The organism is Citrobacter sp. MGH103 (genome assembly GCF_001034475.2).
GTDB lineage: Bacteria > Pseudomonadota > Gammaproteobacteria > Enterobacterales > Enterobacteriaceae > Citrobacter > Citrobacter freundii.
Window position 1 is genome coordinate 2076936 of the sequence record NZ_CP073043.1, and the last position, 24624, is coordinate 2101559.

Below are 24624 nucleotides of genomic sequence, written 5' to 3' on the forward strand. Positions count from 1 at the left end.
TCTTCCCATTGCTGGATAGCTGTTCTGGCATCATTCTCGCCTATATCTCTATCCAGGGTCTGATGCGTGGCAGAAGAAAGCGACGACGACAAAACAGAAGCCCCCACACCCCACCGACTTGAAAAAGCGCGGGAAGAAGGGCAGATCCCCCGATCCAAAGAGCTAACCTCACTACTTATTTTGCTGGTGGGCGTGTGCATTATCTGGATTGGCGGGGAGTCGCTTGCCCGCAGGCTGGCCGATATGCTGTCGGCCGGATTACGTTTTGACCACAGTATGGTCAACGATCCAAACCTGATCCTCAGCCAAATCATCCTGCTGATTAAAGACGCGATGATTGCGCTGTTGCCGTTGATTACCGGCGTCGTTCTGGTGGCATTAATCTCCCCGGTGATGCTTGGCGGCTTGATTTTCAGCGGTAAATCCCTGCAACCCAAATTCTCTAAGCTGAATCCGTTGCCGGGCATTAAGCGCATGTTTTCCGCGCAAACCGGCGCAGAACTGCTCAAAGCGATACTGAAGTCGACGTTAGTGGGCAGCGTGGCCGGGTTTTATCTCTGGCACAAGTGGCCAGAGATGATGCGGCTGATGGCGGAATCTCCGATTACGGCGATGGGCAACGCCCTGGATTTAGTCGGCATGTGCGCGTTGTTGGTGGTGCTTGGTGTCATTCCGATGGTGGGATTCGACGTTTTTTTCCAGATTTACAGCCATCTGAAAAAGCTGCGCATGTCGCGCCAGGATATCCGTGACGAATTTAAGCAAAGCGAAGGTGACCCGCACGTTAAGGGCAAAATTCGTCAAATGCAGCGCGCGGCCGCTCAGCGTCGCATGATGGCGGATGTACCAAAAGCAGACGTTATTGTCACTAACCCTACGCACTACTCAGTGGCGTTGAAGTATGACGAGAACAAAATGAGTGCGCCGAAAGTTGTCGCTAAGGGGGCCGGGCTGGTTGCGCTGCGCATTCGTGAAATTGGCGCAGAGCACCGTGTCCCTACGTTAGAAGCGCCACCACTGGCGCGTGCGCTCTATCGCCATGCTGAAATTGGTCAGCAAATACCGGGTCAATTATATGCCGCCGTTGCCGAAGTGCTGGCATGGGTATGGCAGCTAAAACGCTGGCGTCTGGCTGGCGGCAAACGTCCACCACAACCTGAAAACCTTCCGGTGCCTGAAGCACTGGATTTCATGAACGAGAAGAATACTGATGGCTAATCTGGTCGCGATGCTGCGTCTGCCCAGCAACCTGAAATCCACGCAATGGCAAATCCTTGCCGGACCGATCCTCATCCTGCTGATCCTGTCGATGATGGTGCTGCCGCTGCCGGCTTTCGTCCTCGATTTGCTGTTCACATTTAACATTGCGCTGTCGATCATGGTACTGCTGGTGGCGATGTTCACCCAGCGTACGCTGGAATTTGCCGCATTCCCGACGATTTTGCTGTTTACCACATTATTACGCCTGGCGCTGAACGTCGCGTCGACCCGTATCATTTTGATGGAAGGACACACCGGCGCGGCGGCGGCGGGGAAGGTGGTTGAAGCTTTTGGTCACTTCCTGGTGGGCGGTAACTTTGCGATCGGTATCGTGGTCTTCGTCATTCTCGTCATCATTAACTTTATGGTAATCACCAAAGGTGCAGGGCGTATCGCCGAGGTTGGCGCGCGCTTCGTGCTGGATGGTATGCCCGGCAAGCAGATGGCGATTGATGCGGATTTGAATGCCGGTCTGATTGGCGAAGATGAAGCTAAAAAACGACGCTCGGAAGTGACCCAGGAAGCGGATTTTTACGGCTCAATGGACGGTGCGAGTAAATTCGTCCGTGGAGACGCCATTGCCGGTATTTTGATCATGGTGATCAACGTAGTCGGCGGTCTGTTAGTTGGGGTGTTGCAGCATGGTATGAGCATGGGCAGCGCTGCGGAAAGTTATACCCTGCTGACCATCGGTGACGGGCTGGTGGCACAAATTCCTGCGCTGGTTATCTCTACCGCGGCGGGCGTTATCGTGACCCGCGTGAGTACCGACCAGGACGTAGGCGAACAGATGGTGACCCAACTGTTCAGCAATCCTAGTGTCATGTTGCTCAGTGCGGCGGTACTTGGACTTTTGGGCCTGGTTCCGGGCATGCCGAACCTGGTGTTTCTGATGTTTACTGCCGCATTGCTGGGCCTGGCCTGGTGGATGCGCGGTCGTGAGCAAAAAGCGCCAGATGAACCGCAGCCGGTGAAAATGCCGGAAAACAACTCCGTGGTGGAAGCCACGTGGAACGACGTGCAGTTGGAAGATTCGCTGGGAATGGAGGTAGGTTATCGCCTGATCCCAATGGTGGACTTTCAGCAGGATGGCGAGTTACTGGGGCGAATTCGCAGTATTCGTAAGAAATTTGCTCAGGATATGGGCTTCCTGCCGCCGGTGGTACACATCCGTGACAATATGGATCTGCAGCCGGCCCGCTATCGAATTTTGATGAAAGGGGTAGAAATTGGCAGCGGTGACGCCTATCCGGGACGCTGGCTGGCCATTAACCCGGGTACTGCTGCCGGGTCGCTGCCGGGCGAGAAAACGGTCGATCCGGCTTTCGGACTGGACGCTATCTGGATTGAAAGCGCATTGAAGGAACAGGCGCAGATTCAGGGCTTTACGGTGGTTGAAGCCAGTACTGTTGTTGCTACGCATCTAAATCACCTGATTGGCCAGTTCGCCGCTGAGCTGTTTGGCCGTCAGGAAGCGCAGCAGTTACTGGATCGAGTGTCGCAGGAAATGCCAAAGCTGACGGAAGATCTGGTGCCGGGCGTTGTGACGCTCACCACGCTGCATAAAGTGCTGCAGAACTTACTGGACGAGAAAGTACCGATTCGTGATATGCGCACCATTCTTGAAACGCTAGCGGAACATGCGCCGCTGCAAAACGATCCGCATGAGCTTACCGCGGTCGTCCGTGTTGCGTTGGGACGCGCCATCACTCAGCAGTGGTTCCCGGGGAATGAAGAGGTTCAGGTTATCGGTCTTGATACTCCGCTCGAGCGTTTGCTGCTGCAAGCGCTGCAGGGGGGGGGAGGCCTGGAGCCTGGGCTTGCAGACCGCCTGCTGGCCCAAACACAGGAAGCGCTGTCCCGGCAGGAAATGTTGGGCGCGCCGCCGGTCTTGCTGGTTAATCACGCGTTGCGTCCGCTGCTGGCGCGGTTTTTACGTCGCAGCATCCCGCAGTTGGTGGTGTTATCGAACATGGAGCTTTCCGATAACCGCCATATCCGCATGACGGCGACCATTGGAGGTAAATAATGCGCAAGTTACTGTGGTTGTTGTTTTTTCCTCTGGTGGCGCAGGCCGCCGGAGAAGGGGCCTGGCAGGCAAGCGGTATGGGGATCACCTTAAATCACCGTGGCCAGTCAGCCTCGTCTGCGCCTTTGGTTCCTGGCCAGCCGGTCTCAGGCTTAATGACGCTGGTAGCCTGGCGCTATGAGCTGAATGGCCCCACGCCCGCAGGTCTGCGAGTGCGTTTATGTTCTCAGTCCCGCTGTGTCGAGCTGGACGGGCAAAGTGGGACCACCAACGGGTTCAATAATGTTCCGGCCATTGAACCGATGCATTTTGTCTGGGAAGTCCCCGGCGGTGGTCGCCTGATCCCCGCGTTACGCATTCAGAGCAATCAGGTGATTGTGAACTACCGTTAACACCCTCCGTCATTCAGACCAGCAGTTGAAACTGCTGGTTGTTTCAACATTCCAGCCTCTCATTCAATTAAATAGAAACGCAGTTTTATAAAATAGGTGGCGTACGTTGCCGGACTCTTTGTATTGTTGCCATTTCACGAATCCTTCTGGCAGAAATAGAAAGGTTTCGCTTCCTGTTTGCTTTTACTGTGCCCCTATAAGGATGCCCATTGTCAAAGCGAGGATTGCGGGGCCTCCCAAATACAGCTGCTGCGCCGCAACAGGGGCAGGTCACAGCATTGAATCCGACATTGACAGAGGTTAAGTAAATGATTGTTTACCCGGTTAAACATAGCCCGTTGTTGCGCCAGCCAGAACATTTTATTGCCAGGGATGAATTAAAAACGCTGATCAAAAAGGTGACGCATAACCTGGTCAATATTCATGACGAAACTGGTGAGTTCTTGCTGCGTCTGGACGATGGACGCGTAATTGATACCAAAGGCTGGGCGGGATGGGAGTGGACGCACGGCGTCGGCTTGTACGGGATGTATCAGTACTATCTGCAAACCGGCGATGAAACGATACGCGATATCATCGATAGCTGGTTTGCCGATCGCTTTGCTGAAGGTGCAACCACCAAAAACGTTAACACCATGGCGCCATTTTTAACGTTGGCGTATCGCTATGAAGAGACGCGTAATCCAGCGTATCTACCGTGGCTCGACTGCTGGGCTGAGTGGGCAATGCATGAGATGCCGCGTACCGAGTTCGGCGGTATGCAACACATTACGCTGGCGGAAGAAAACCACCAGCAGATGTGGGATGACACGCTGATGATGACGGTTTTACCGCTGGCGAAGATTGGCAAGTTACTCAATCGCCCTGACTACATCGAAGAGGCAACGTATCAGTTCCTGCTGCACGTGCAAAACCTGATGGATAAAGACACGGGGCTGTGGTTCCACGGCTGGAGCTATGAAGGAAATCATAACTTTGCCAATGCCCGCTGGGCGCGTGGCAACAGTTGGTTAACTATTGTGATCCCGGACTTCCTCGAATTACTTGATTTACCAGAAAACAATGCCGTTCACCGCTATCTGGTACAGGTCCTGAACGCACAAATCGCGGCGCTGGCGAAATGCCAGGATGAAAGTGGGTTGTGGCATACCTTGCTGGACGACCCGCAGTCGTATCTGGAAGCATCGGCAACTGCCGGATTTGCTTATGGGATCCTCAAAGCTGTACGTAAACGCTATGTTGGGCAAGAGTATACGCTGGTGGCCGAAAAAGCCATTCGTGGCATTGTGCAGCATATTTCACCGGAAGGTGAACTGCTGCACACCTCGTTTGGCACCGGGATGGGACACAATCTCGATTTCTACCGCAACATCCCTCGGACTTCTATGCCTTACGGACAAGCGATGGCGATGCTGTGTCTTACCGAATACTTGCGTAAGTATTTTTGATATCGGTATTCGATGGCGCTACCGCTATCGGACCTGATGGTTGAGTCGTCACTGTGTGTACCGTGTTGTCCTGCGGGGCAAAGAGATGATCCATGATTTGACGCATAACCGGCGCGGCGGTGACACCATCGCTGCCGCCGTTTTCCAGAATTAACGCCACCGCGACCTTCGGGTTCTTATAGGGCGCAAATGCGGTATAGAACACGTGGTCGCGCAAGCGGACAGGGATCATCTTCGCATTGTAGGTCTGATTTTCTTTCAGGCTAAAGACCTGCGAGGTGCCGCTTTTCGCCGCAATGCCGTAAGGTGCGGTGTGAAAGAACTTATAACCTGTACCATTTGGTTCATTCGCCATGCCGAACATCGCCTGACGCACCAGTCCCCAGTAGGGTGACGAGGCTGAGGCGATTTGTGACGGTGCTTCTGGAGCCTGATACGGCGTGAGGGTTTTGCCATTTTCTTCATCGAGTAGCAGGTGAGGGACGATAACCTTGCCGTTGTTAATCAGTGCGACCATGGCTTTTACCATCTGGATAGGAGTGGCAATCCAGTAGCCCTGGCCGATGCCAACTGAGATAGTATCCCCCTGATACCAGGCTTTTTTATGCACTTTTTGCTTCCATTCGCGGCTCGGGAGCAGACCGTTATACTCCTCATCAAGATCGATACCGGTCGGTTTACCGTAACCAAACTGGCTGAGCATGCTGTTAATCCGGTCGATCCCCATCATATACGCCACCTGATAGAAGAACGTATCGGCAGACTCTTCTATCGCTTTGGTGACATCCAACATACCGTGGCCCGTTTTTTTCCAGTCACGGTAATGTCGCTCGGTGCCGGGTAGCGTCCAGTTAGGAGCACCGAAGAAACTGGTCTGCGGCGTGATCACACCGTTTAGTAATGCTGACATCGCCATATACGGTTTGACCGTTGAAGCGGGGGGGTACAATCCCTGTGTGACGCGGTTGATTAATGGCAGGTCTTTATCCTGGAGTAGCTTGTTATAGTCCTGATAGCTAATGCCTTTGACAAACGGATTAGGGTCATAGCTGGGGTTTGAGACCATCGCCAGTACAGAACCGTCGTGTGGATCTTCAACCAAAACGGCGGCACGCTGGCCAGCCAACAAGCTCTCAATATATTGCTGTAAATGTAAATCCAGCGTCAGATGGATATTTTTTCCGGCAACGGGCGGCACATCTTTGAGCAGGCGTACGATGCGTCCGTGGTTATCTACTTCCACCTCCTGATAACCGGTCTTTCCATGCAGTTCATTTTCGTAATAGCGCTCAATACCTTGCTTACCGATATTGTGATCGGCGGCGTAGTTCTCAGCCTGACCCTTTTGATCCAGAGCTTTCAGGTCGTTGTCATTGATTTTTGAAACATAGCCAAGGACATGTGCCAGCGCCGCGCCATAGGGATACTGGCGGTCTTCGTAGCTATTGATGTTTACGCCGCTAAAATGAAACTGATTTACCGAGAAACGGGCGATTTCCACATCGGTAAGCGCATTTTTTAGCACGACCGGACGATAGCGGCTGCTGGCTTTTAGCTCATGGCGAAACTGATCAATATCATCAGGAGTGAGGTCAACGATGGGCGTGAGCTGCTGGATCAACGCATTCATATCGCTGATTTTATAAGGCGTAACGGAAATATCGTACCAGGTGACGTTGCGCACCAGCGGGATGCCGTTGCGATCGTAAATCATGCCACGTGTGGGGGCGACGGGTAGCATTTTGATGTCGTTTGCATTCGACCGGGTGGTGTAATACTGGTGCTGACAGATTTGTAAGTTATACAGATTGTAAATCAGGATGCCAAAACAGATGACCACCAGGCCAAAGGCCACCAACACACGCCGCTGAAAGAGTTTTTCTTCCGCCTCAAAATCTCTGAATGTCATTGACCCGTACCCGATTAATTCGCCGCCTAATGATACGGAGGCTTAAACGGGATGACAGGCAAAAAATGTTCCATATCTCTAGGGAAATGTGTCATTCCTTGTGGGCTGTTACAAATTACAGTGAACGTCGCCGCTTCTCGTAGGCCTGATTGCGCTGCCATGAGAACGGGTCAGGGAAAATAAAAAAGCCCGCGACATAGCGCGGGCTTTCACATTACTTGAGGTAATTACATACGTTCTACGGTTTCGATACCCAGTGTATCCAGACCCAGCTTCAGGGTTTTCGCCGTCAGCTGTGCCAGTTTCAGCCGGCTGTTACGAATCTCTTCGTTTTCAGCGCTGAGGATAGGGCAGTGCTCGTAGAAGCCAGAGAACAGACCGGCAACGTCGTACAGGTAAGCACACATCACGTGCGGTGTACCTTCACGCGCAACGACGGTCAGCGTTTCTTCAAACTGCAGCAGACGCGCAGCCAGCTGAGCCTCGCGATCTTCGTTGATAATCACCTGCGCATTTGCCAGCGCGCTTTCGTCGATATCCGCTTTACGGAATACGGACAGTACGCGGGTGTAAGCATACTGCATGTACGGCGCGGTATTGCCTTCGAACGCCAGCATGTTGTCCCAGTCGAAGATGTAGTCGGTGGTACGGTTTTTGGACAGATCCGCGTATTTCACTGCACCGATACCGACCGCATTTGCCAGCTTTTCCAGCTCATCGGCAGGCATGTCCGGGTTCTTCTCCGCGACCAGACGACGTGCGCGCTCCAGCGCTTCATCCAGCAGATCGGCCAGTTTAACCGTGCCGCCAGCGCGGGTTTTGAACGGTTTACCGTCTTTGCCCAGCATCATACCGAACATGTGGTGTTCCAGCGGCACCGAATCCGGCACATAACCAGCTTTACGCACGATGGTCCAGGCCTGCATTAAGTGCTGATGCTGACGAGAGTCGATGTAATACAGTACGCGATCGGCATGCAGGGTTTCGTAACGATACTTGGCACAGGCGATGTCGGTTGTGGTGTAGAGATAGCCGCCATCTTTCTTCTGAATGATAACGCCCATCGGTTCGCCTTCCTTGTTTTTATACTCATCAAGGAATACGACGGTAGCGCCTTCGCTTTCAACAGCCAGGCCTTTGGCTTTGAGATCGGCCACGATGCCAGGCAGCATCGGGTTGTACAGGCTCTCGCCCATGACGTCGTCACGGGTCAGGGTAACGTTGAGGCGATCGTAGGTTAACTGGTTCTGCGACATGGTAATGTCGACCAGTTTACGCCACATCTCGCGGAAGTATTCGTCGCCGCCTTGCAGCTTCACGACATAACTACGGGCGCGTTCCGCGAAGGCTTCATCTTCGTCGTAATGTTTTTTCGCGTCACGGTAGAAACCTTCCAGGTCAGCCAGCGCCATCTCTCCGGCATTTTCCTGCTGCTGTTTTTCCAGCCATGCGATGAGCATACCGAACTGAGTACCCCAGTCACCGACGTGGTTGGCGCGGATAACCTTGTGACCAAGGAATTCCAGCGTACGCACCGCCGCGTCACCGATGATGGTGGAACGCAGGTGACCAACGTGCATCTCTTTCGCTACGTTAGGCGCGGAGTAGTCAACCACGACGGTTTGTTTAGTCGGTTGGGTGACGCCCAGACGATCGGAAGCCAGCGCCTGCTGAACGTGCTGCGCCAGAAATGCCGGGGCGAGAAAAATGTTGATAAAGCCCGGGCCTGCAATTTCAACTTTGCTGGCAATCCCGTTGAGATCCAGATGAGTCAGCACCTGCTCAGCCAGTTGTCGCGGCGCCATACCCAGTTTTTTAGCGACAGCCATCATGCCGTTAGCTTGATAGTCGCCGAACTGTACTTTTGCTGACTGACGAACCTGTGGTTCGCAATCTGCAGGCGCGCCTGCAGCAATCATGGCCTGACTGACTTTTTCTGAGAGAAGAGCCTGAATATTCACCGGAATACCTTACATTTATGAAGCGGTCTAAAATTCACCGCACCAGTTTAAGAATTAAGGGCGGGAGTATACTGCAAATGCCCGTTGCCGTCAGCATTGTGTGTACCGCCAGTAGCCTGAAATATAAACCATGCAATGGCGTAAATTTATCCATGATGTGTTCGGAGAAAACAGCGGTTGGATGGCGCAGCGCAACAGAGTAAATTAGCGACTTTGAACATGGATATGAGCTTTTAATATGGCGAACTGGCAAACCGTTGCAGAACTACAGGATATTTCTGCAGATTTACCGCATTTCACGCAGGCATTAACGGAACTTTCTACCCGTCTTGGGCTGGATATCACAGGCCTGGAAGCCGATCACATTTCCTTGCGTTGCCATCAAAATACCACTGCAGAACGCTGGCGTCGTGGGTTTGAACAGTGCGGTGAATTGTTGTCAGAAAACATCATTAACGGCAGACCTATTTGTCTTTTTAAACTGCATGAGCCGGTTTGTGTGCAACATTGGCAATTTTCCATCGTCGAACTGCCGTGGCCGGGCGAAAAACGTTACCCACATGAAGGCTGGGAACATATTGAAATTGTTCTGCCGGGTGAGGCACAAACGCTGAATGCGCGAGCGCTGGCGCTGCTTTCCGATCACGGTCTGAGTCAACCTGGTATATTTGTGAAAACCAGCTCGCCAAAAGGAGTACGTGAACGTTTACCGAATCCGACGCTGGCGGTTAGCGATGGTAGCGTGACGATTAAATTCCACCCGTGGTCGATTGAAACCATTGTGGCAAGCGAGCGTCAGGAGTGAGCATGGCTATACTGGAAATCTGCTGTTACAGCATGGAGTGCGCGCGCACGGCGCAGCAAAACGGCGCGGATCGTATTGAGCTTTGCTCGGCACCCAAAGAAGGGGGCTTAACGCCTTCACTGGGCGTCTTGCGTTCTGTTCGCCAGCACATTTCGATTCCCGTCAATCCCATTATTCGTCCACGTGGAGGCGACTTTTGTTACACCGAAGGTGAATTCGCTGCAATGCTGGATGATATAGCGATGGTCAGAGAACTAGGGTTCTCAGGGCTGGTGACCGGCATTTTAGATGCGAATGGCGATGTCGATATGCCGCGCATGGAGAAAATAATGATCGCCGCCGGTTCACTGCAAGTCACTTTTCATCGTGCCTTTGATATGTGTGCTAACCCACTCAATACGCTTAAAAAATTAGCTGATTTGGGCATCGCCAGAGTACTCACCTCCGGGCAAAAATCAGATGCGGCGCAAGGTTTAACAAAAATAATGGAACTTATTGCGCAGCCTGGTGCTCCAATCATTATGGCCGGAGCGGGGGTTCGCGCCTCGAATTTGTCCCTGTTCCTTGATGCTGGGGTGCAGGAAGTCCACAGTTCTGCCGGAGTATGGCTGGCTTCACCAATGCGTTATCGCAATTCGGGGTTGTCGATGTCTTCGGATGCGCAGGCGGATGAGTATTCTCGCTATGCGGTAGACGGGGCGGCGGTTGCTGAAATGAAAGCAATCATTGCACACCATCAGGCCAGCTGATTTTACCGTTGCATCATGTCGCCCAATATGATGCTTGCTCGTACCAGGCCCCTGCAATTTCAACAGGGGCCTTTTTTTCTCCTTCTCCTGCATATTTCGGTCTGCAACTGTGTTGGCTTTCCTCGCTCACCCCGGTCACGTAGTTATCTACGCTCCCAGGGATTTGCTGCGTCGCCGCCTTGTTGCAAACCGAACTATTTTGGAGAAATGGTGCTATACGTAATAGTCATTTGACAAAAATGACTACGGTTTACGCGCAATCAATACCGCACGCAGTGGGGCGGGGTAGCCTTCCACCGTCTTACTGTGGTCGTTCGGGTCAAGGAAGTCGGCCAGCGATTCGGTAATCATCCATTCGGTGCGGCGCTGTTCTTCGGTAGTGGTCACACATACGTCGGCAATGCGCACATCAACAAACCCGCATTTTTCCAGCCAGTTTTTTAGCGCCAGTGCAGACGGGATAAAGTAAACGTTACGCATCTGGGCGTAGCGATCGCCCGGCACCAGCACGGTATTTTCATCGCCTTCGACGACCAGCGTTTCCAGTACCAGTTCGCCATCTTTAACCAACTGATCCTTTAACTGCCACAGGTGTTCCAGCGGCGAGCGGCGGTGATAAAGCACGCCCATGGAGAATACGGTATCAAAGGCGTTGAGCGCCGGAAGTTGCTCAATGCCTAGCGGCAACAGGTGAGCACGCTGGTCATTGCCCAGCAGTTTACGCACCGCCTCAAACTGGCACAGGAACAGTTGGGTCGGGTCGATACCGACCGCCAGATGTGCGCCCGCGCCAATCATGCGCCACATGTGATAGCCACTGCCGCAGCCGACATCAAGAATGGTACGTCCGGTGAGATCAGACAAGTGCGGCAGGACGCGATCCCACTTCCAGTCGGAACGCCATTCGGTATCGATGTTGACGCCGTACAGCGAGTACGGTCCTTTACGCCATGGCATCAGGTTACGCATCAGGGTGTCGATACGTTTAAGCTGACCTTCGCTTAGCGGCTCTTTGCTTTCTGCGGTAACGCTGCGCAGTAAGTCCAGACGATGCGGCGTTAGCTCGGGCAGAAACTCGACGGCGTTTGACCATTGTTTAAAAAGACCGTGCTGATCGCGCTGCCAGGCAGCGATTTGCGCCGGAAGTGTTTCCAGCCAATGGGACAGATGATTTTTGGCAATCAACTGATAAAAGTTACCAAAATCGATCATGCGCTAACCTCAGCTTTCAACGCCACCAGAGAGCCAAAGTTGAAGCACTGGAACCACAACTCACTGTGCTCAAAGCCGGCCTGATGCAGTCGCGCTTTGTGCGTTTCGACCGAGTCGGTGAGCATCACGTTCTCCAACATGCTGCGTTTCTGGCTGATTTCCAGTTCACTATAGCCATTGGCTCGTTTGAAGTCGTGGTGCATGTTGAACAGCAATTCGCCTACGTTCGCGTCTTCGAAGCTGAATTTTTCAGATAGCACCAACGCGCAACCGGGATTCAGCCCCTGATAAATCTTATCCAACAACGCCTGGCGCTCGGGTGGCTCAAGGAATTGCAGGGTAAAATTCAGCACCACCATCGAGGCATTTTCGATAGTAATGTTGCGAATATCGCCTTCGACAACCTCAACCGGGGTCGGTGCCTTATAGGCGTCAATATGACGACGGCAGCGCTCAACCATCGCCGGAGAGTTGTCGACAGCAATAATTTTGCAATTCTCGTGATGAATATTGCGACGCACCGAGAGCGTCGCCGCGCCCAGAGAACAGCCCAGATCGTAGACCTGCGTGTTGGGTTGTACGAAACGTTCGGCCAACATGCCAATCATAGAAATAATATTGGAATAGCCAGGAACGGAACGCTGGATCATATCCGGGAAGACTTCAGCTACCCGTTCATCAAAGGTCCAGTCACCCAGACTGGCGATAGGCGCAGAAAAAAGCGTGTCGCGGTGAGACATAACGTAAAAATCCGGGAAAAATAAAGTGGCGTATTGTGCGCTAATGCAGGGAGAAAACCAACTCCCAGGGCATATACCAAAGATTCGCCAGCACCATTAGCAACAGCGAACACCAGGTTGCGCTCATGCCTGAACGGCGCCAGCGGAAAAGCCGGTGGTGGAATCCGTAATAATGCATCAGTCGTCCGGCAATCAACATCAGCCCGCAAAGATGCACCATCCACGTCTCTGCGCCGTTCATTTCCATAAATAACAGCAGCACTAACGCGACGGGAATATATTCCACCGCGTTACCGTGAATGCGGATAGCGCTTTGCAGTTCGCTAAAACCTCCATCGCCATAGGCAACGCGATATTGCATGCGCAGGCGAACAACGTCAAAGGAGAACTTTATTAACAATAACGCACCCAATACGGCATAAAGCGCGCTTACCATACAAACTCCCTTTTAAAATGGCTGCTGGCATTGACTATGATAGGTGGCATTTTCAGAAAAGAGAAGATTGCTGTGGAATAGACGGTGCTGATCCGATCTCTGGCAGAGCATTGCGTAAATCTGCCCATAGCGTATCGACAAGCTCCGGGGCCTGCGCGATGTCCGGCGTATGCAAAAACAGATACGGCGTCGTGGTGTGATGCCATAGCGACAGCTTGGTCAGCCAGACGGCAAAAAGCGCGCTGTTTTGTGCCATATCATCGCTACCGATAAAGCGTACCATCGGATGGTTTGCCGTCACCACCGCATGCACCGGAACCTTCGGTTTCTTGCGCTGGGCGTCACGTATCGCTTCGGTATGTGGGATTGCGGCATGTACCGGGCGGCTGTCCAGAATCACCCGGTTTACTCCACGCTCGTGTAACCCGCGATTAAATAGCTGTTCGGCTTCGCCTTTGGCAAAGAAGTCTGGATGGCGAACTTCCACACCGTAGGTAAAGCATTTGGGGAGCGCATCGAGAAACTGCCACAGGGCAGGCAGGTCGCGTGGGCTAAAAGTCGCGGGTAATTGCAGCCAGTATTGTCCAATGCGCGATTCCAGCGGCGACATGCGCATAAAAAATTCCTGTACCAGGTCATCACAATTACGCAGCGCGGCCTTATGCGAAATGGTCGCCGGAAACTTAAAACAAAATCGAAACGTATCGGTGGTCTGTGCCTGCCAGCGGGCAACAATATCGGCTTTAGGCAGCGCATACAGCGTGGTATTGCCCTCCACGCAGTTAACATGACGGGCGTTAGGGGTTAACTTACTGATTTTAATAATCCTCCCGTACTGTTCTCGTGGCTATGGGGCATCAATGGGGCAAAATCTGCCAGCTTCTGATTCAGCATTGCGATCTGCTCTGCGCTGCTGTCAGCCATCCATGCACCGTAAACATTGAACACCATCTGCGCGCTCGCATGCCCCATCTGACTGGCAATAAAACTCGGGTTTGCACCAGCAGATAATGACCAGCACGCATAGGTATGTCGTGACTGGTACGCCTTTCTGTGTCTGATCCCCGCGCGCTTTAGTGCCGCTTCCCAGGAGTCGCCTACTGAATCGACCCGGTAGATAAATCCGACCTGCTTACTGCGTCTGACCACATGCGGGTTAAAGACGAATGTACACTCATGGTTCACCGAACGGCCATACTCACGTAACTGAACTTCAATGTGATGTTGCCTGCCCAGCCTTGTCATTTCAGCCTGATTTTTCAGGATACTGATTGCGGGCTGGATAAGATGCACCACTCGATCTGTGCTTGCCTCGGTTTTCGGTAGAGTGAACTCACCAAGTTTCGTATAATTACGCCTGACGGTAATTGTTCCTGCCTTCAGGTCGATATCTTCCCAGGCCAGGGAGACCAGTTCCCCGTGACGCATTCCTGTGTACACTGCTAATGACCACAGGTTTTTCGTCTGCTGATGCCGGCATGCATCTATCAGGCGAATAAATTCATCACGAGACAGAGGATCTGGTTCTGCCCTGGCTTTTTTCAGAGGTTTAATTCCCTCGAATGGGTTCACCTCTAAGTAACCGTGATCCGCAGCAAACTGAAACATTCCGGCCATTGTCGTCATGTAATAGTTCACAGTAACAACGCTTCGCCCTTTTGCCGGGGCTTTATTTTTCGTCGGACTCTGATAACCAGTTAGCAAATCTTTCCTAAGATACAGCAATTCCTCTTTGGTTACTGCTGACACCAGGCGATTACCTCCGATCCTCGGCACCATATTCCTTGCGACAGATTCATAGCGATTGAATGCGTTCGCGCAGATTTCCATCCGTTTCAGATCCAGCCATTTTTCTTCAAGTTCTTTCACTGTAATGTCTTTTTTACTTACACCAAAAGCCTTGAGGTTAGGGGAGTCAGGAAACTGGGTTGCATAATCAAAGGTTCCTGTGCGGATGGCAAAACATACTGATGTCCGCAGTTCCCCGGCTATCTTTCTGTTCTTAGCGATGTCAGGGACACCGAGACTTTCCCTGACACGCTTACCTTTAAAATTAAACCAGATGCGTAATGTGCCACCGTGGTTTTCGACGCCTGTTGGATATGTGACTTTATCCATTGGTGTTACCTCCAGACGCCCAAGAGCGATACGAGCTTACCTTTTTCATGGCATCAAATCACCCTGGCTGCTTGCTTTTCATTGAAGCGACCCAGGCATCTACAGCCTTTCTGTTATACATGCACTCACTGGAAGGTTTGGGATTTCCGTCAGGCGATACGTGGATATACTCCCTCCCAACCATCCAGCATTCTTTTCTGGCCCGGAGGATGGTACCGGGCTTGAGCCCGGTCACCGCGATCAGAACACTTTCACAAACCCAATCGTTAGGAGCTAACTGAATAACATTGCTCATATACCCGCCTCACACCAAGTCAAGGCCACGGCAGTGGCGCCACACATCAAACATCCGCTTTACCACTTCCCTACAGTAAAAACCGTCGCAATCTCGCGTAAGGTCGTAGCGGTTTCCGTACCGCTGACGCACCCAGATTTCAAATGCCTTATTCAATTGATCCCTCCAATTTTTCATCAACCCGACGAACGCAACGCTCAAACGACGACGGCGTAACAATCTTTTTCAACTCAGCAACCAGGTAATCGTTGTGTCGCTGGTGGAGTTGCATGTTGTTTTCTTTTTCGATCTGGCGGAGAACAGCAAGACGGGCTGTGATGATGCGACGCTTCGCTTTTACAACCCGTAAGGCATTCTCTGCCTTTTTGCGCCACGCACTCCATTCACTACTACTGTTTGAGTTGGACAACTGGTCTTCAATGCTCAGTTGTGTTTCTTCAGCGATTACCAGTTGCTGGAGGCAGTCATTTACAGAGTTCAGATTGTCTGTATTGATAAATGATTTTTGCATCACTTCACCTCCACACCGATCCCTGCGATAACACAGGCTCGTTCTATAGCTTCTTTTACCCAGCGCTTATAGCTTTCCGGATGGAATACCTCGCTTTTCCCGGTACCGCTCCAGAACGCCTTTGACGTGATATCTGGCAGGGTGATGGTCAACGGTTTACCAGAAGTGACATCGCTAACCACTCTCTCCCAGTGGTCGCCAGTCTGCGATTCAAGACGCTGAATTAACCCCCCAATACTTAAAGGGGCGATCAACTGCTGGCGTAAGCGCTGAATCTCCGCCGCCATGTAGTAACCGGTTTTGCTCCAGGTATCTACATCATCACCGGCCATATCCGGTTCCATCGTCGCCATCAGAACGGCGTCGTGATAGTCCTGGCTGCCATTGGTGATCGCGACAGCGTAGGTATCACTGTTTTCGCGCTTATAGATAAGCACGACAGGGTTAGTGATTTTGCTCATTTCGCCGTCTCCCGCTCAGCTTCGATGATGGCATCTACAGCCATCACCAGAGTTCTGGCTAGGTCGTCGTAATCCTGCCAGGCATCATTGCTAAAAAAATTCGTGAGCATTACCGGCGCTATCTGCGCAACGAGGTGCTGGCGGTAAGTCATGCCACGGGGGGTATCGATGCGCGGGCATGGATATGCTGGTTGTTGGCCCTTGCTCATCGTTTCACCTCACGCTGTACGGTTTTATAAGCCCGCAGTATGTCGCGGGATTTGCCGGACAAAACCGACTTCATGAAGAACATGCCGCTGCGGGTTGCAATGATGCCTGGCGTGCAGAGCAGGGTGGCGTCAACCACCCGGTTATGTTTACGGAATTCAAACGCAGTGCTGGTGATCACAATGTTAGCTACGGCGCCGTAGTCCTGATATTCGATTTTCATGAAATTGAGTCTCCAGCAGTTTCTTTTACGTAGTTTTCCCATCCACCATAGCTGTTAACCATTTCGCCAAGCCGGGAGAAACAGGCGTTCATCCAGCGTGTACCTCGCGGAGTAAGTGACGGTATTGTCCCCCAGTCGATAAATCCCGAATTGCTGCGATGCAGATATTTAATGAGGTCAAGAATGTTGATGTAATGCGCACGGCGATGTTCCAGGCTCCATCCTTTATCTTTGAGGTAGGAGTCAATAAAACCCTGTAGCGCAGACTGGTTAAGCGAGATATCGCCGTACTGGTGGCGGTACACCGGGCGACGGTGCAGGCTGATCAGATAGAACAGATACGCATCGCACACCCATGTTAAGGCCTGCTGGTGGGCCTCCTCGATCGAACCTGCGGGCAGCCAGATATCGTTATTCACCGTGATGACCCTCCCCGAAGATCTCTTTCGGATCTTTACGCAGAATGAAGCCGCCAAACTCAGGGTGCTGCCAGCGCTTGCGTTTACCGCTTGGGCGAACGGATTCTTCCAGCAGCACCTGAAATGCGTGCAGGAACGATTCACGATGCACGCACAGACCGCGAACGCCAGGTAATTGCCTTGATGGCAGGTTTGCGAACCGAACAAGCCGACGACAGGAAGGATCGGAAAGCCCTGTTTCCCACGAGATTTTATGCACCGGAACGAACTCAGCATCGGTATTCACGAATTCAGTCGAACTAATACGTTGCTGTGATACAGAGGAAGATACTGGCGAAGCAGCAACCAGGTTGGTGCCACTCACTTCCATTACTGCTTTCATCGTCGCTGATGCGGTTGCTTCGGCCACAACACGGGCCAGCGAAAGAATGTCATGGTTCATGCTGATTTCCTGCTGGTGTGATTTAGCTACTGGCACTTCTTTGCTGTATGTGCCTGTGGTCATGATGGCAGGGAGTACATCTTCACAAACCCAGTCCTGTACGCGTTCAGCCGATGGAAGCTGGCTTCGCAGGATAAGGCGGAACAAGTCGGCCTGACCAGCAAGCTGAGTACCGCGCGGTTTTTCACCAAACCCCAATTCTAACGATTCGTTATAATCAAGTTTAATCAATGCCTTGCAGTGGTCTTTCAGCGCTTTTGCTGGGTTCGTATAACCGAGGGATTTAGCCAGTTCTACAGCGTCAAACGCTGGCTTTCCCTCATAAAGAATTCCGCTCATAGAAAAATTGAGTTCTTCTGAGCTAAAGGTCATAAGTTGGTTATTCATCGTTATTTCCCTCAGTGCATAACTGGCATTTCTGGCATGCCGTTGGCGTTAATCTCTCCGATGTAGTCATCGTGAAGCATCTCAAGTCCTTTTCGCCCAAAGGGTGACATCCTGAATCCGTCGCCGGGATCTGCAATCACCATGTCCTTGTACATGCGCAGCGCCAGCGCTGGACCTTCCTCAGCGCCGTATTTCTCGATCGCGATATCTTCAACATGGTTAGCGAGAGAAAAGCGCAGCGGGCCGGGGTAGATGCTCAGGTCGCCTTTCTTACCCGAGTAAATGACCGCGATATCAACGCCGCCGTCTTCGTTCGGGATTTCGATAGTGCCGTTCTTATCCTTCTCTTCATTGATGAATACCGTTGCTACCAGCCAGCGCCACAGAATGAGTTCTTTCTCTGTGCCTAAAGAAATCCAACCAGCTGCTACTGCATCCATAATGCAGGCCAACCAACGCAGACCCTCTGAGTTGCGGGAGTCAAAGCGTGAACCATCGAATTGTTTAACCGCGCCAGACCAGCCAATTACGCGACTTCCGATCTTGATGCCGTTTGGTGAAGTTTCTGGCGCGTCGTAATTGCTGCTCATCGAACACCCTCCGGTTTACTGGCCTGTAGTTCGTCAACCTCTTTAACGAAGCGGTCGTGCATGGCGTCCCACTTCTCACACCATTTCGTCATGTCACGCTTAATGGCCAGAATGCGACGAAGACGTCGAACACAGCGCTGGTGGGCTCCGATGTACTCAACTGTTACACCTCCTCGCTGCCAACAATTCAGTTCTGGATTGAGATGGTGGACGGCCTGCACATCCGGGTAGCGCTGCTCGAAGCCGGAACGACTGAAAGCTTCGGTGGTCATGAAGAACGCCAGATAGCGGATCGCCGTATCCCGTGTGAAGCATTTTTTAGTGCGCCCGTGTCGTACTGCCACGAACAAAGGGCCAACTGGCGTATCATGTTTCTGTAACGCGAGGTCTATCGCGCTTACGGTACGGTTGTCAGTCATTCGATATTTCCTCAAGACGTAGCTCCATTTCGCGAGCCATTTTGATAAAAGTGTCCAGTGCGCAAATATGTTCGTCGTCGAGCAGCCGGCGGTCGCATGTCACACGCCCTTTTTCGATGTAAAGAACCACGCGTCCGGTGAAATCCGGAAGCACATGCAGATCCACGTTGAGGACTGGGGGGGGGATCTGAATCCCGGGCATAATTATTTGTTGTGAGGTCATCAGTTAATTCCTCCACATACGTATTTCTCTTTCGCGTGTTTAATTAATTCCGCAAAAATCTCGTCAACAATCATCTTTCCTGTTTCGGTCAGATATTCGGTGTGTCCATTGATATCGACGCTTTTCATATACGTCTGGCGAAGAAATGTTTCCGCTTCTGTGTTGAATTCAGTCCGAGCCTGTTTTTCGAAGCGCAGCAAAAGTTTCATCATTGATTCTTCGTTAATCTCGATAACCTGAATATTGTTATCGGGCATATTTACGGATAGGCAATAACCTCCTGTCTTACGCTTCATTCGATTTAATGTCGCAATAGCAATGCAGCGGCGATAAATTTCAATGGTGTTGTTTTTCATTGTCATTACCGCCCGTAAGCCTTGCGCAGAAAAAGGTTTGCAATATGCAGATAACTATTTCCATAAGAGGCAAAAAGTTTTGCTGTGTTGTGTGCTGCTTTATCTTTCAGAAACGTCATTATTGCCCCCCCCCCTTTTTTGAGGTGTTCTCCATGGTCATTTGGGTCATGAAGCAAAGCTCATTAAGTAACGAGGTGAATCTTCCTGCTACCTTCACATCAGTGCGTGTGATTGCGGGCATAAGTAACTGGGTAAATTCAGCACGCAGCTCATGCGCATATTTATTGGCACACTCTGCTGTTTTGTGAGCTTTGTTTATGTAAAGAATCTCGTCATCCTGATTAGCTGGATGGACCTTGTTATTCATGACTTCACTTCTGACGATAATATTCATTTGCATTTCCTCAGGGTGAGTGATGCCACACCAGTTAAGGCGTTAATTATTTATTTGTTAATTACGAGTTTATTTTTTCAGCTTTCTTGCTGATTACTTCTTGTAGCTCGTCGAGCTTTTCAAAAACGATAGTCAGAGTTCCTATTGCAGATAATTCCTGCGGAATGCAGTCCATCGCATTACAAACCGCCATTTTGCAGTTTCCGGCTTCTGTAGCCCAGTTGTTAAGCACGCCAGATGTTAACCTCTTGCTTGCCCCTGTGGATGAATTATCGACGATGGCGTGCTGGGTAATGCGCGTCTGGTGTAGCATAGTGACGTATTCATTAACACCATCCAGTGTTTTCTGCATTGAGCGAATAAGGCAAGCAATTGCATTATCGGCTTCTGGTGGCAATTCATTGATACGGTAAATAACCTCAAGTAGTGAGGTATTCTCCACAATATCAGCTGCGATACTTTCGAGAATTTCAACTGGAGTTTTCATTTTCTATTCTCCATCTCGTTAGCATGGGCTGCTTCTGCGTATTGCTTGGCCAGAATAAAAATGCAATCACCAAGATCTGAATGGTCTTCTCCATCGGTAACCGAAATAATTAATCCCGCTTCAATCATCACCGCTATCTGATGAAAAGCGGTTTCCGGTTCGAGGGTGAGGCCTTTAAAAGTTTTCATCGCCTGCTTTGTCGGTTCTGCAACCTTGTGATTCACACGGTTTTTGATAATCTTACCACCAGCAATTACGATATCTGCCGCATCAATTTCTCTCTCAACGGCGGGGTTGAGTGCCTCACCGATGTAATCTGAACTTTCAATATGGAGTACGGTTATGTCTTCAAGCTTATTCATGGCATCCTCGGCTGATCTGTACGTTCTGCTATATAGCGAGTCTCAAAAGTGTTTTCATATTGAGACCACCTCTGCAATGATCCGAAAAAATCTTCGTATGTACCTCAATGGTAAGAGCGGTGATTACGTCACGCTTGCGATGGGCTCCTCTCGTGATGAGATGCATGATCTGAGGCGCCAGATCGTTGCTGCGCGGAATGCTGGCACTGTGATTGATGGGCTGGAGTGGCAGGAGGCTGACGATTAACCTCAGCACCCAATAACCAAATTGGATCGCACTTCAGCGCATTAGCCAGCGGAATGACCATGCCTGCTGGTGGCTCGGTGATCCCACACTCCCAGTCGGAAATGTTATCGCTGTAGGTACCCAGCAAACGAGCAAGTTCTGCTTCACCGAGTCCGAGGTTTTCGCGGGCGAGCTGGATGTGATCACCAATGCTCAAACCGGCGGTGTAGGGGGCGAATAGCGGCGTGGATTGAGTTTTAGCCGGGAGAAGCAGTTCTAGTTTGTGGATAACATCTAAAATTAGGGTGTCTGCAATATGTCGACTATCAACATCCTGCTGCACGGATAATTTCTGCAAAAACTGCAATTGCTGTACGCCGATAGAAAGCGACTCCATTAAGCAATCATCTATTTCAGGCTTCATAAGACTATCTCCTTAGGGTGTAGGGATAGTCTTAATCAAGATATCTTGAAAATCAAGCAAAAAACTTGAATTGATGTGTGGGGTTCTTTTACTCTTTGAATTTCATGGATTTTATATCTTTAATTTTCGCCACAACTTCAGAGTGATAATCTTCAAGAAGAGTCTCAGCGTACTCAACTACCTTCAAACGGTACTCGCGGGGCAATATATCAAATATGGTACTTAGCTTATCTAGATCATACTTAGTATATTTGTTTGCAACACTCCCGGAGCTAGCTGTTAAGTGCTCAAGCCCCTCAAGGAGCCATATAGGCGTACAGTCCAAGGCTTTACATAATCGGTTGATTTTATCACCAGTGGGCGAGGTATCTCCTCTCTCCCATAGCGAGACAGCCGCCATAGAAACCCCTACATCGTTTGCCAACTCCTTCAGTGTCTTGCCTTGTTCCTTCCTTCTCCGGCGGATTCGCTCCCCCATTGTCTCTAAAATTCTCTCTCCCATTCTACATTCCTCTTGGCATTAGGGGTTAACTTGATTAAACTTGAATTTAATTGATTTATTCGAGTGGATTATACCTTTATGTACAAATCAAGTGTAGTTGATTTTTTTGGTTCGCAAAGGAATGCATCCATAGCGCTTGGCGTGAGTGATCAGGCGGTCTCCCAGTGGCCAGAGCTAATCCCCAAAGGTGCAGCTCTCGAGCTGGAGAAGATCACCAATGGAGCTCTCAAGTGCGATCTGGGGTTGTATTCAGAGGGCTCGCGCCGCGGCAAGCGCAGATCGGCGGAGGCGTGACATGTCACAGAAATTAACAAGTTACGGAAAACCGAAAAGCGCCAGGATTAAGCGACGCTTTCCGGTGATGCAGATAACAAAAGCCTGCGTGATTAGCTCTTGCCTTCTTAAGGTCTGGGCCCGGCGGAGTTTCGTAAATTTTGAATGTGTCTTTGTAGATCGGAAATCAGGCTTTCAGCCATTTCTGGGGTAAGGGCGAAAAAGTGCGTTTCCTGCTCCTGCTTTGACCCCATCTCCATTGCCTGTATTGGGGAGGGCAGATACTGGAGCTTTAGAGCAAGCGTGCCATACCACGGCAATACTCCTGCTTGCCACCCAGTAACCGGGAAAACGGGAATATCGTCTTTTTGTGACATATCGAACCTCCATCGGTTCTTGGTTGTGGAAAACCAAGAGTATCACCGGAGGATGGTTCGGCACCAATGAGGAAATCAAGATGGACCCGACAGATTTCATAGCAAAACACATCACCGCGCGGCTGGCGTCAGAGGGATTTCCAGAGCAGGTGTGTCAGGGGGGGGGCTGGTCGGCGTTGACCACTATCGCCGGATGTCGCAGGCAAGTCGCAAGGGGGGAGCTTTTGACAATTGTCTTTTCCGTGCTCGTCAGTGGGCTATTGGGCAGACGACAACAGCAGAACGCAAGGCAAAGAAAAGGCCGAAGAGAGGGATCAACTCGCCCAGCCTTTATTAACTTAACTACTGTTCATACCTGCATAAATCTACCTAGCGAGGTAAATCCGTGAAAAACAATATCAATAAACACCAGAACGTTTCAAGTGTTGATGCTGAAACACATTCCAGAATTTCGATTGCTAGCAGCGATATCACACTAAAACCATGTCCATTCTGCGCAACGTCTGAGGTTCGCCTCGTTGAAGTTAAATATTTTTTAGATGGTGATGACGGTTACTACGTTGCCTGTACCCACTGCAACGCTAACCAGTTTCCCGACAGCAAAGCACGCGCTATTCACGACTGGAATCAGCGCGAGAAACACGATACAGAACAGGCGGGTGCAGCATGAGCAAACTTCTTCTGAATACGGTGATGTACAACCGAGATCTGGTGCCGCTTGGTGGCATTAATTGCGCTATCTATCTTTCAACCCTCCTTTATCACTACCGGGACTGGAGTGTTAATGATGGCTGGATGATGCTGAATATTGACCTAATCCAGAACATTACCGGGCTTACTCCCGAAGAGCAGCGCGCCGCCCGCATCATCTTGCGTGATCTTGGCGTTATTCGTGACGGCATGGCTTTTGATGAGCCTGCGCTATATGTCGATCTGCGTAATCTGGACGCTTTGCTTGAGGGGGACGCGCAATGACTACCACCACACCGACCGATACCGTCATGGCTATTGGTCAGATAAATTTTACCGGGAATGTGACGCCTGCAAGTTGGTGGCGATATATCACGCTGCCAAGTGGGCGCCCGGATCAGACCGCGATAACGTTGCTCTCCGAGATTATTTATTGGTATCGCCCTTCAGAGGTGAGGAATGAAGCGACGGGCGCACTACAGGGCTACAGAAAGCGTTTTCGGGGTGACAAATTGCAGCGTAGCTATCAATCATTCGCTGATCAGTTTGGGTTTGGTAAGCGCGAAACGGCGGATGCGCTCAAGCGACTGCGCGATGCCGGGCTGATCACGCTGGAATTGCGCACGATAGAGGCGCTTGATGGCCTGAAATGCGCCAACGTTTTATTTGTTGGCGTGATTCCCTGCGCTATCGCCGCCATTACAAATCCTGTTTCGACCGATAACGTTGACGCTGTAACCCCAGTTACGTCGGAACGTAATAGCTCTTTCAAAAACGCCACCCCTGTTACGCCAAAACGGAACACCCCCCAACGCCAAAACGGAACAGGGGGTACGCCCAATGTCGATACAAATACAGAGATTACTACAGAGATTACTACAGAGATTAAAAACACTAATGGCGCATCCGCTGACGCTCCTGCACCGGCTCGCCCTGCAAAGCAGGATTATTCACCTGAATTTGAAACAGCCTGGCAGGCATATCCAAAACGTGCTGGTGGCAATTCCAAAGCGGCAGCCTACAAAGCCTGGAAAGCCCGCCTGAAAGACGGCGTTAAGCCTGAGGATATGCTGGCAGGCGTCAAGCGCTATGCGGCCTACGTCAAAGTGACTGGGAAAGCTGGCACACAGTTCGTCAAGCAGGCGACAACGTTCTTTGGACCCGATCGCCATTTCGAAGAAGCCTGGCAAACTCCATCAGCTCCCGGAGGTGGGCGTCGCAATGTGCTTCCGGTATCTGGCTTCAGTGAACAGGATTACGGACAAACAGACTGCAACTGGTGACAAGGGGAAACACA

33 protein-coding genes and 1 pseudogene are annotated in these 24624 nt (G+C 51.1%); 10 read left to right on the top strand and 24 right to left on the bottom strand.

Annotated features, from left to right (window positions below):
* Positions 1–66 precede the first annotated feature (66 nt).
* The 4 genes from flhB (at position 67) to bglB (ending at position 5129) form a co-directional block, all read left to right on the top strand.
* Entirely contained in the window at positions 67–1218 is a 1152-nt protein-coding gene (flhB, locus tag SK33_RS09940; protein ID WP_048217991.1) for a flagellar biosynthesis protein FlhB, read from the top strand.
* Entirely contained in the window at positions 1211–3289 is a 2079-nt protein-coding gene (gene flhA, locus SK33_RS09945; RefSeq protein WP_003034666.1) for a flagellar biosynthesis protein FlhA, read from the top strand. Before flhB ends, flhA begins: the two co-directional genes overlap by 8 nt.
* Positions 3289–3681 carry a flagellar protein FlhE gene (gene flhE / locus SK33_RS09950; protein ID WP_003034667.1) on the top strand — a complete coding sequence of 131 codons (393 nt, stop codon included), beginning with the start codon at positions 3289–3291 and terminating at the stop codon, positions 3679–3681. Before flhA ends, flhE begins: the two co-directional genes overlap by 1 nt.
* 308 nt (positions 3682–3989) lie before the next feature.
* Complete coding sequence (gene bglB / locus SK33_RS09955) at positions 3990–5129, top strand: beta-galactosidase BglB (RefSeq protein WP_048217990.1); 1140 nt, start codon at positions 3990–3992, stop codon at positions 5127–5129.
* On the opposite strand, the gene mrdA is transcribed toward bglB, so the two are convergent.
* Both mrdA and argS read right to left on the bottom strand, forming a co-directional pair.
* Positions 5101–7038, bottom strand: coding sequence for a penicillin-binding protein 2 (mrdA, locus tag SK33_RS09960; protein WP_048217989.1), 1938 nt, complete (start codon positions 7036–7038; stop codon positions 5101–5103). The two genes, bglB and mrdA, sit on opposite strands and share 29 nt — an antisense overlap.
* Positions 7039–7265: 227 nt before the next feature.
* Positions 7266–8999: an arginine--tRNA ligase gene (gene argS, locus SK33_RS09965; protein WP_048217987.1), complete on the bottom strand. Its 1734-nt coding sequence runs from the start codon at positions 8997–8999 to the stop codon at positions 7266–7268.
* A 238-nt stretch (positions 9000–9237) separates the two neighbouring features.
* Here argS and SK33_RS09970 point away from each other — a divergent pair, with 238 nt between their 5' ends.
* On the top strand, positions 9238–9804 hold the full coding sequence (locus SK33_RS09970) for a VOC family protein (protein WP_048217986.1): 567 nt from the start codon (positions 9238–9240) through the stop codon (positions 9802–9804).
* A 2-nt stretch (positions 9805–9806) separates the two neighbouring features.
* Entirely contained in the window at positions 9807–10553 is a 747-nt protein-coding gene (gene cutC / locus SK33_RS09975) for a copper homeostasis protein CutC (protein ID WP_048217985.1), read from the top strand.
* A gap of 243 nt (positions 10554–10796) precedes the next feature.
* Here cutC and cmoB read toward each other — a convergent pair whose 3' ends face one another.
* The 21 genes and pseudogenes from cmoB to SK33_RS10080 form a co-directional block, all read right to left on the bottom strand.
* Positions 10797–11765 (bottom strand): tRNA 5-methoxyuridine(34)/uridine 5-oxyacetic acid(34) synthase CmoB, encoded by a 969-nt coding sequence (cmoB, locus tag SK33_RS09980; protein ID WP_048217983.1) that lies wholly within the window; start codon positions 11763–11765, stop codon positions 10797–10799.
* Positions 11762–12505 (bottom strand): carboxy-S-adenosyl-L-methionine synthase CmoA, encoded by a 744-nt coding sequence (gene cmoA, locus SK33_RS09985; protein ID WP_048217982.1) that lies wholly within the window; start codon positions 12503–12505, stop codon positions 11762–11764. The genes cmoB and cmoA overlap by 4 nt, the downstream gene beginning before the upstream one ends.
* 40 nt (positions 12506–12545) lie before the next feature.
* Entirely contained in the window at positions 12546–12941 is a 396-nt protein-coding gene (locus SK33_RS09990; RefSeq protein ID WP_003034689.1) for an MAPEG family protein, read from the bottom strand.
* Between the two features lie 52 nt (positions 12942–12993).
* Positions 12994–13767 (bottom strand): DUF72 domain-containing protein, encoded by a 774-nt coding sequence (locus tag SK33_RS09995; protein ID WP_044701478.1) that lies wholly within the window; start codon positions 13765–13767, stop codon positions 12994–12996.
* Positions 13746–15059 (bottom strand): tyrosine-type recombinase/integrase, encoded by a 1314-nt coding sequence (locus SK33_RS10000; protein ID WP_048217981.1) that lies wholly within the window; start codon positions 15057–15059, stop codon positions 13746–13748. The genes SK33_RS09995 and SK33_RS10000 overlap by 22 nt, the downstream gene beginning before the upstream one ends.
* Before the next feature lie 58 nt (positions 15060–15117).
* Positions 15118–15354: an excisionase family protein gene (locus SK33_RS10005; protein WP_019077032.1), complete on the bottom strand. Its 237-nt coding sequence runs from the start codon at positions 15352–15354 to the stop codon at positions 15118–15120.
* Positions 15355–15502: 148 nt separating this feature from the next.
* Positions 15503–15865: a hypothetical protein gene (locus tag SK33_RS10010; RefSeq protein ID WP_023063003.1), complete on the bottom strand. Its 363-nt coding sequence runs from the start codon at positions 15863–15865 to the stop codon at positions 15503–15505.
* Positions 15865–16035, bottom strand: a pseudogene (locus SK33_RS26405) (ATPase); the annotation flags it as partial. The gene SK33_RS10010 and the pseudogene SK33_RS26405, both read right to left, overlap by 1 nt.
* A 287-nt stretch (positions 16036–16322) precedes the next feature.
* A complete protein-coding gene (locus tag SK33_RS10020) occupies positions 16323–16535 on the bottom strand; it encodes a hypothetical protein (RefSeq protein ID WP_048217979.1) in 213 nt (70 codons plus the stop codon).
* Positions 16532–16756: a hypothetical protein gene (locus SK33_RS10025; protein ID WP_048217977.1), complete on the bottom strand. Its 225-nt coding sequence runs from the start codon at positions 16754–16756 to the stop codon at positions 16532–16534. The genes SK33_RS10020 and SK33_RS10025 overlap by 4 nt, the downstream gene beginning before the upstream one ends.
* Positions 16753–17175: a hypothetical protein gene (locus tag SK33_RS10030; RefSeq protein ID WP_048217976.1), complete on the bottom strand. Its 423-nt coding sequence runs from the start codon at positions 17173–17175 to the stop codon at positions 16753–16755. The genes SK33_RS10025 and SK33_RS10030 overlap by 4 nt, the downstream gene beginning before the upstream one ends.
* Positions 17168–18004 (bottom strand): BRO-N domain-containing protein, encoded by an 837-nt coding sequence (locus SK33_RS10035; protein WP_048217975.1) that lies wholly within the window; start codon positions 18002–18004, stop codon positions 17168–17170. Before SK33_RS10035 ends, SK33_RS10030 begins: the two co-directional genes overlap by 8 nt.
* An 11-nt stretch (positions 18005–18015) precedes the next feature.
* Complete coding sequence (locus SK33_RS10040; protein ID WP_048217974.1) at positions 18016–18594, bottom strand: hypothetical protein; 579 nt, start codon at positions 18592–18594, stop codon at positions 18016–18018.
* Positions 18591–19013 (bottom strand): hypothetical protein, encoded by a 423-nt coding sequence (locus tag SK33_RS10045; RefSeq protein ID WP_048217973.1) that lies wholly within the window; start codon positions 19011–19013, stop codon positions 18591–18593. Before SK33_RS10045 ends, SK33_RS10040 begins: the two co-directional genes overlap by 4 nt.
* Positions 19006–19236, bottom strand: a complete 231-nt coding sequence (locus SK33_RS10050) for a hypothetical protein (RefSeq protein WP_048217972.1) — start codon at positions 19234–19236, stop codon at positions 19006–19008. The genes SK33_RS10045 and SK33_RS10050 overlap by 8 nt, the downstream gene beginning before the upstream one ends.
* Positions 19236–19592 (bottom strand): hypothetical protein, encoded by a 357-nt coding sequence (locus SK33_RS10055; RefSeq protein WP_048218897.1) that lies wholly within the window; start codon positions 19590–19592, stop codon positions 19236–19238. The genes SK33_RS10050 and SK33_RS10055 overlap by 1 nt, the downstream gene beginning before the upstream one ends.
* 118 nt (positions 19593–19710) lie before the next feature.
* Positions 19711–19986, bottom strand: coding sequence for a hypothetical protein (locus tag SK33_RS10060; protein WP_048217971.1), 276 nt, complete (start codon positions 19984–19986; stop codon positions 19711–19713).
* Between the two features lie 61 nt (positions 19987–20047).
* Positions 20048–20473: a hypothetical protein gene (locus SK33_RS10065; RefSeq protein ID WP_048217970.1), complete on the bottom strand. Its 426-nt coding sequence runs from the start codon at positions 20471–20473 to the stop codon at positions 20048–20050.
* The gene (locus tag SK33_RS26410) at positions 20470–20835 is read right to left on the bottom strand and encodes a hypothetical protein (protein ID WP_233609292.1); all 366 of its coding nucleotides are present in this window, start codon (positions 20833–20835) and stop codon (positions 20470–20472) included. The genes SK33_RS10065 and SK33_RS26410 overlap by 4 nt, the downstream gene beginning before the upstream one ends.
* A gap of 128 nt (positions 20836–20963) precedes the next feature.
* Entirely contained in the window at positions 20964–21485 is a 522-nt protein-coding gene (locus SK33_RS10075; RefSeq protein WP_053065180.1) for a helix-turn-helix domain-containing protein, read from the bottom strand.
* 88 nt (positions 21486–21573) lie between these two features.
* Positions 21574–21987 carry a helix-turn-helix domain-containing protein gene (locus tag SK33_RS10080; RefSeq protein ID WP_053065179.1) on the bottom strand — a complete coding sequence of 138 codons (414 nt, stop codon included), beginning with the start codon at positions 21985–21987 and terminating at the stop codon, positions 21574–21576.
* Positions 21988–22065: 78 nt separating this feature from the next.
* Between SK33_RS10080 and SK33_RS10085 the strand changes: the two genes are divergently transcribed.
* Positions 22066–22281: a Cro/CI family transcriptional regulator gene (locus SK33_RS10085; protein WP_048217969.1), complete on the top strand. Its 216-nt coding sequence runs from the start codon at positions 22066–22068 to the stop codon at positions 22279–22281.
* Between the two features lie 107 nt (positions 22282–22388).
* On the opposite strand, the gene SK33_RS10090 is transcribed toward SK33_RS10085, so the two are convergent.
* Positions 22389–22637: a bssS family protein gene (locus tag SK33_RS10090; RefSeq protein ID WP_048217968.1), complete on the bottom strand. Its 249-nt coding sequence runs from the start codon at positions 22635–22637 to the stop codon at positions 22389–22391.
* 385 nt (positions 22638–23022) lie between these two features.
* Here SK33_RS10090 and SK33_RS10095 point away from each other — a divergent pair, with 385 nt between their 5' ends.
* Genes SK33_RS10095 through SK33_RS10105 form a run of 3 tightly spaced genes read left to right on the top strand, consistent with a single transcriptional unit; the run spans position 23023 to position 24610 of the window.
* On the top strand, positions 23023–23307 hold the full coding sequence (locus SK33_RS10095) for a Lar family restriction alleviation protein (RefSeq protein ID WP_247751701.1): 285 nt from the start codon (positions 23023–23025) through the stop codon (positions 23305–23307).
* Positions 23304–23612 (top strand): hypothetical protein, encoded by a 309-nt coding sequence (locus SK33_RS10100; protein WP_048217966.1) that lies wholly within the window; start codon positions 23304–23306, stop codon positions 23610–23612. Before SK33_RS10095 ends, SK33_RS10100 begins: the two co-directional genes overlap by 4 nt.
* The gene (locus SK33_RS10105) at positions 23609–24610 is read left to right on the top strand and encodes a hypothetical protein (RefSeq protein WP_048217965.1); all 1002 of its coding nucleotides are present in this window, start codon (positions 23609–23611) and stop codon (positions 24608–24610) included. Before SK33_RS10100 ends, SK33_RS10105 begins: the two co-directional genes overlap by 4 nt.
* Positions 24611–24624: the final 14 nt, after the last annotated feature.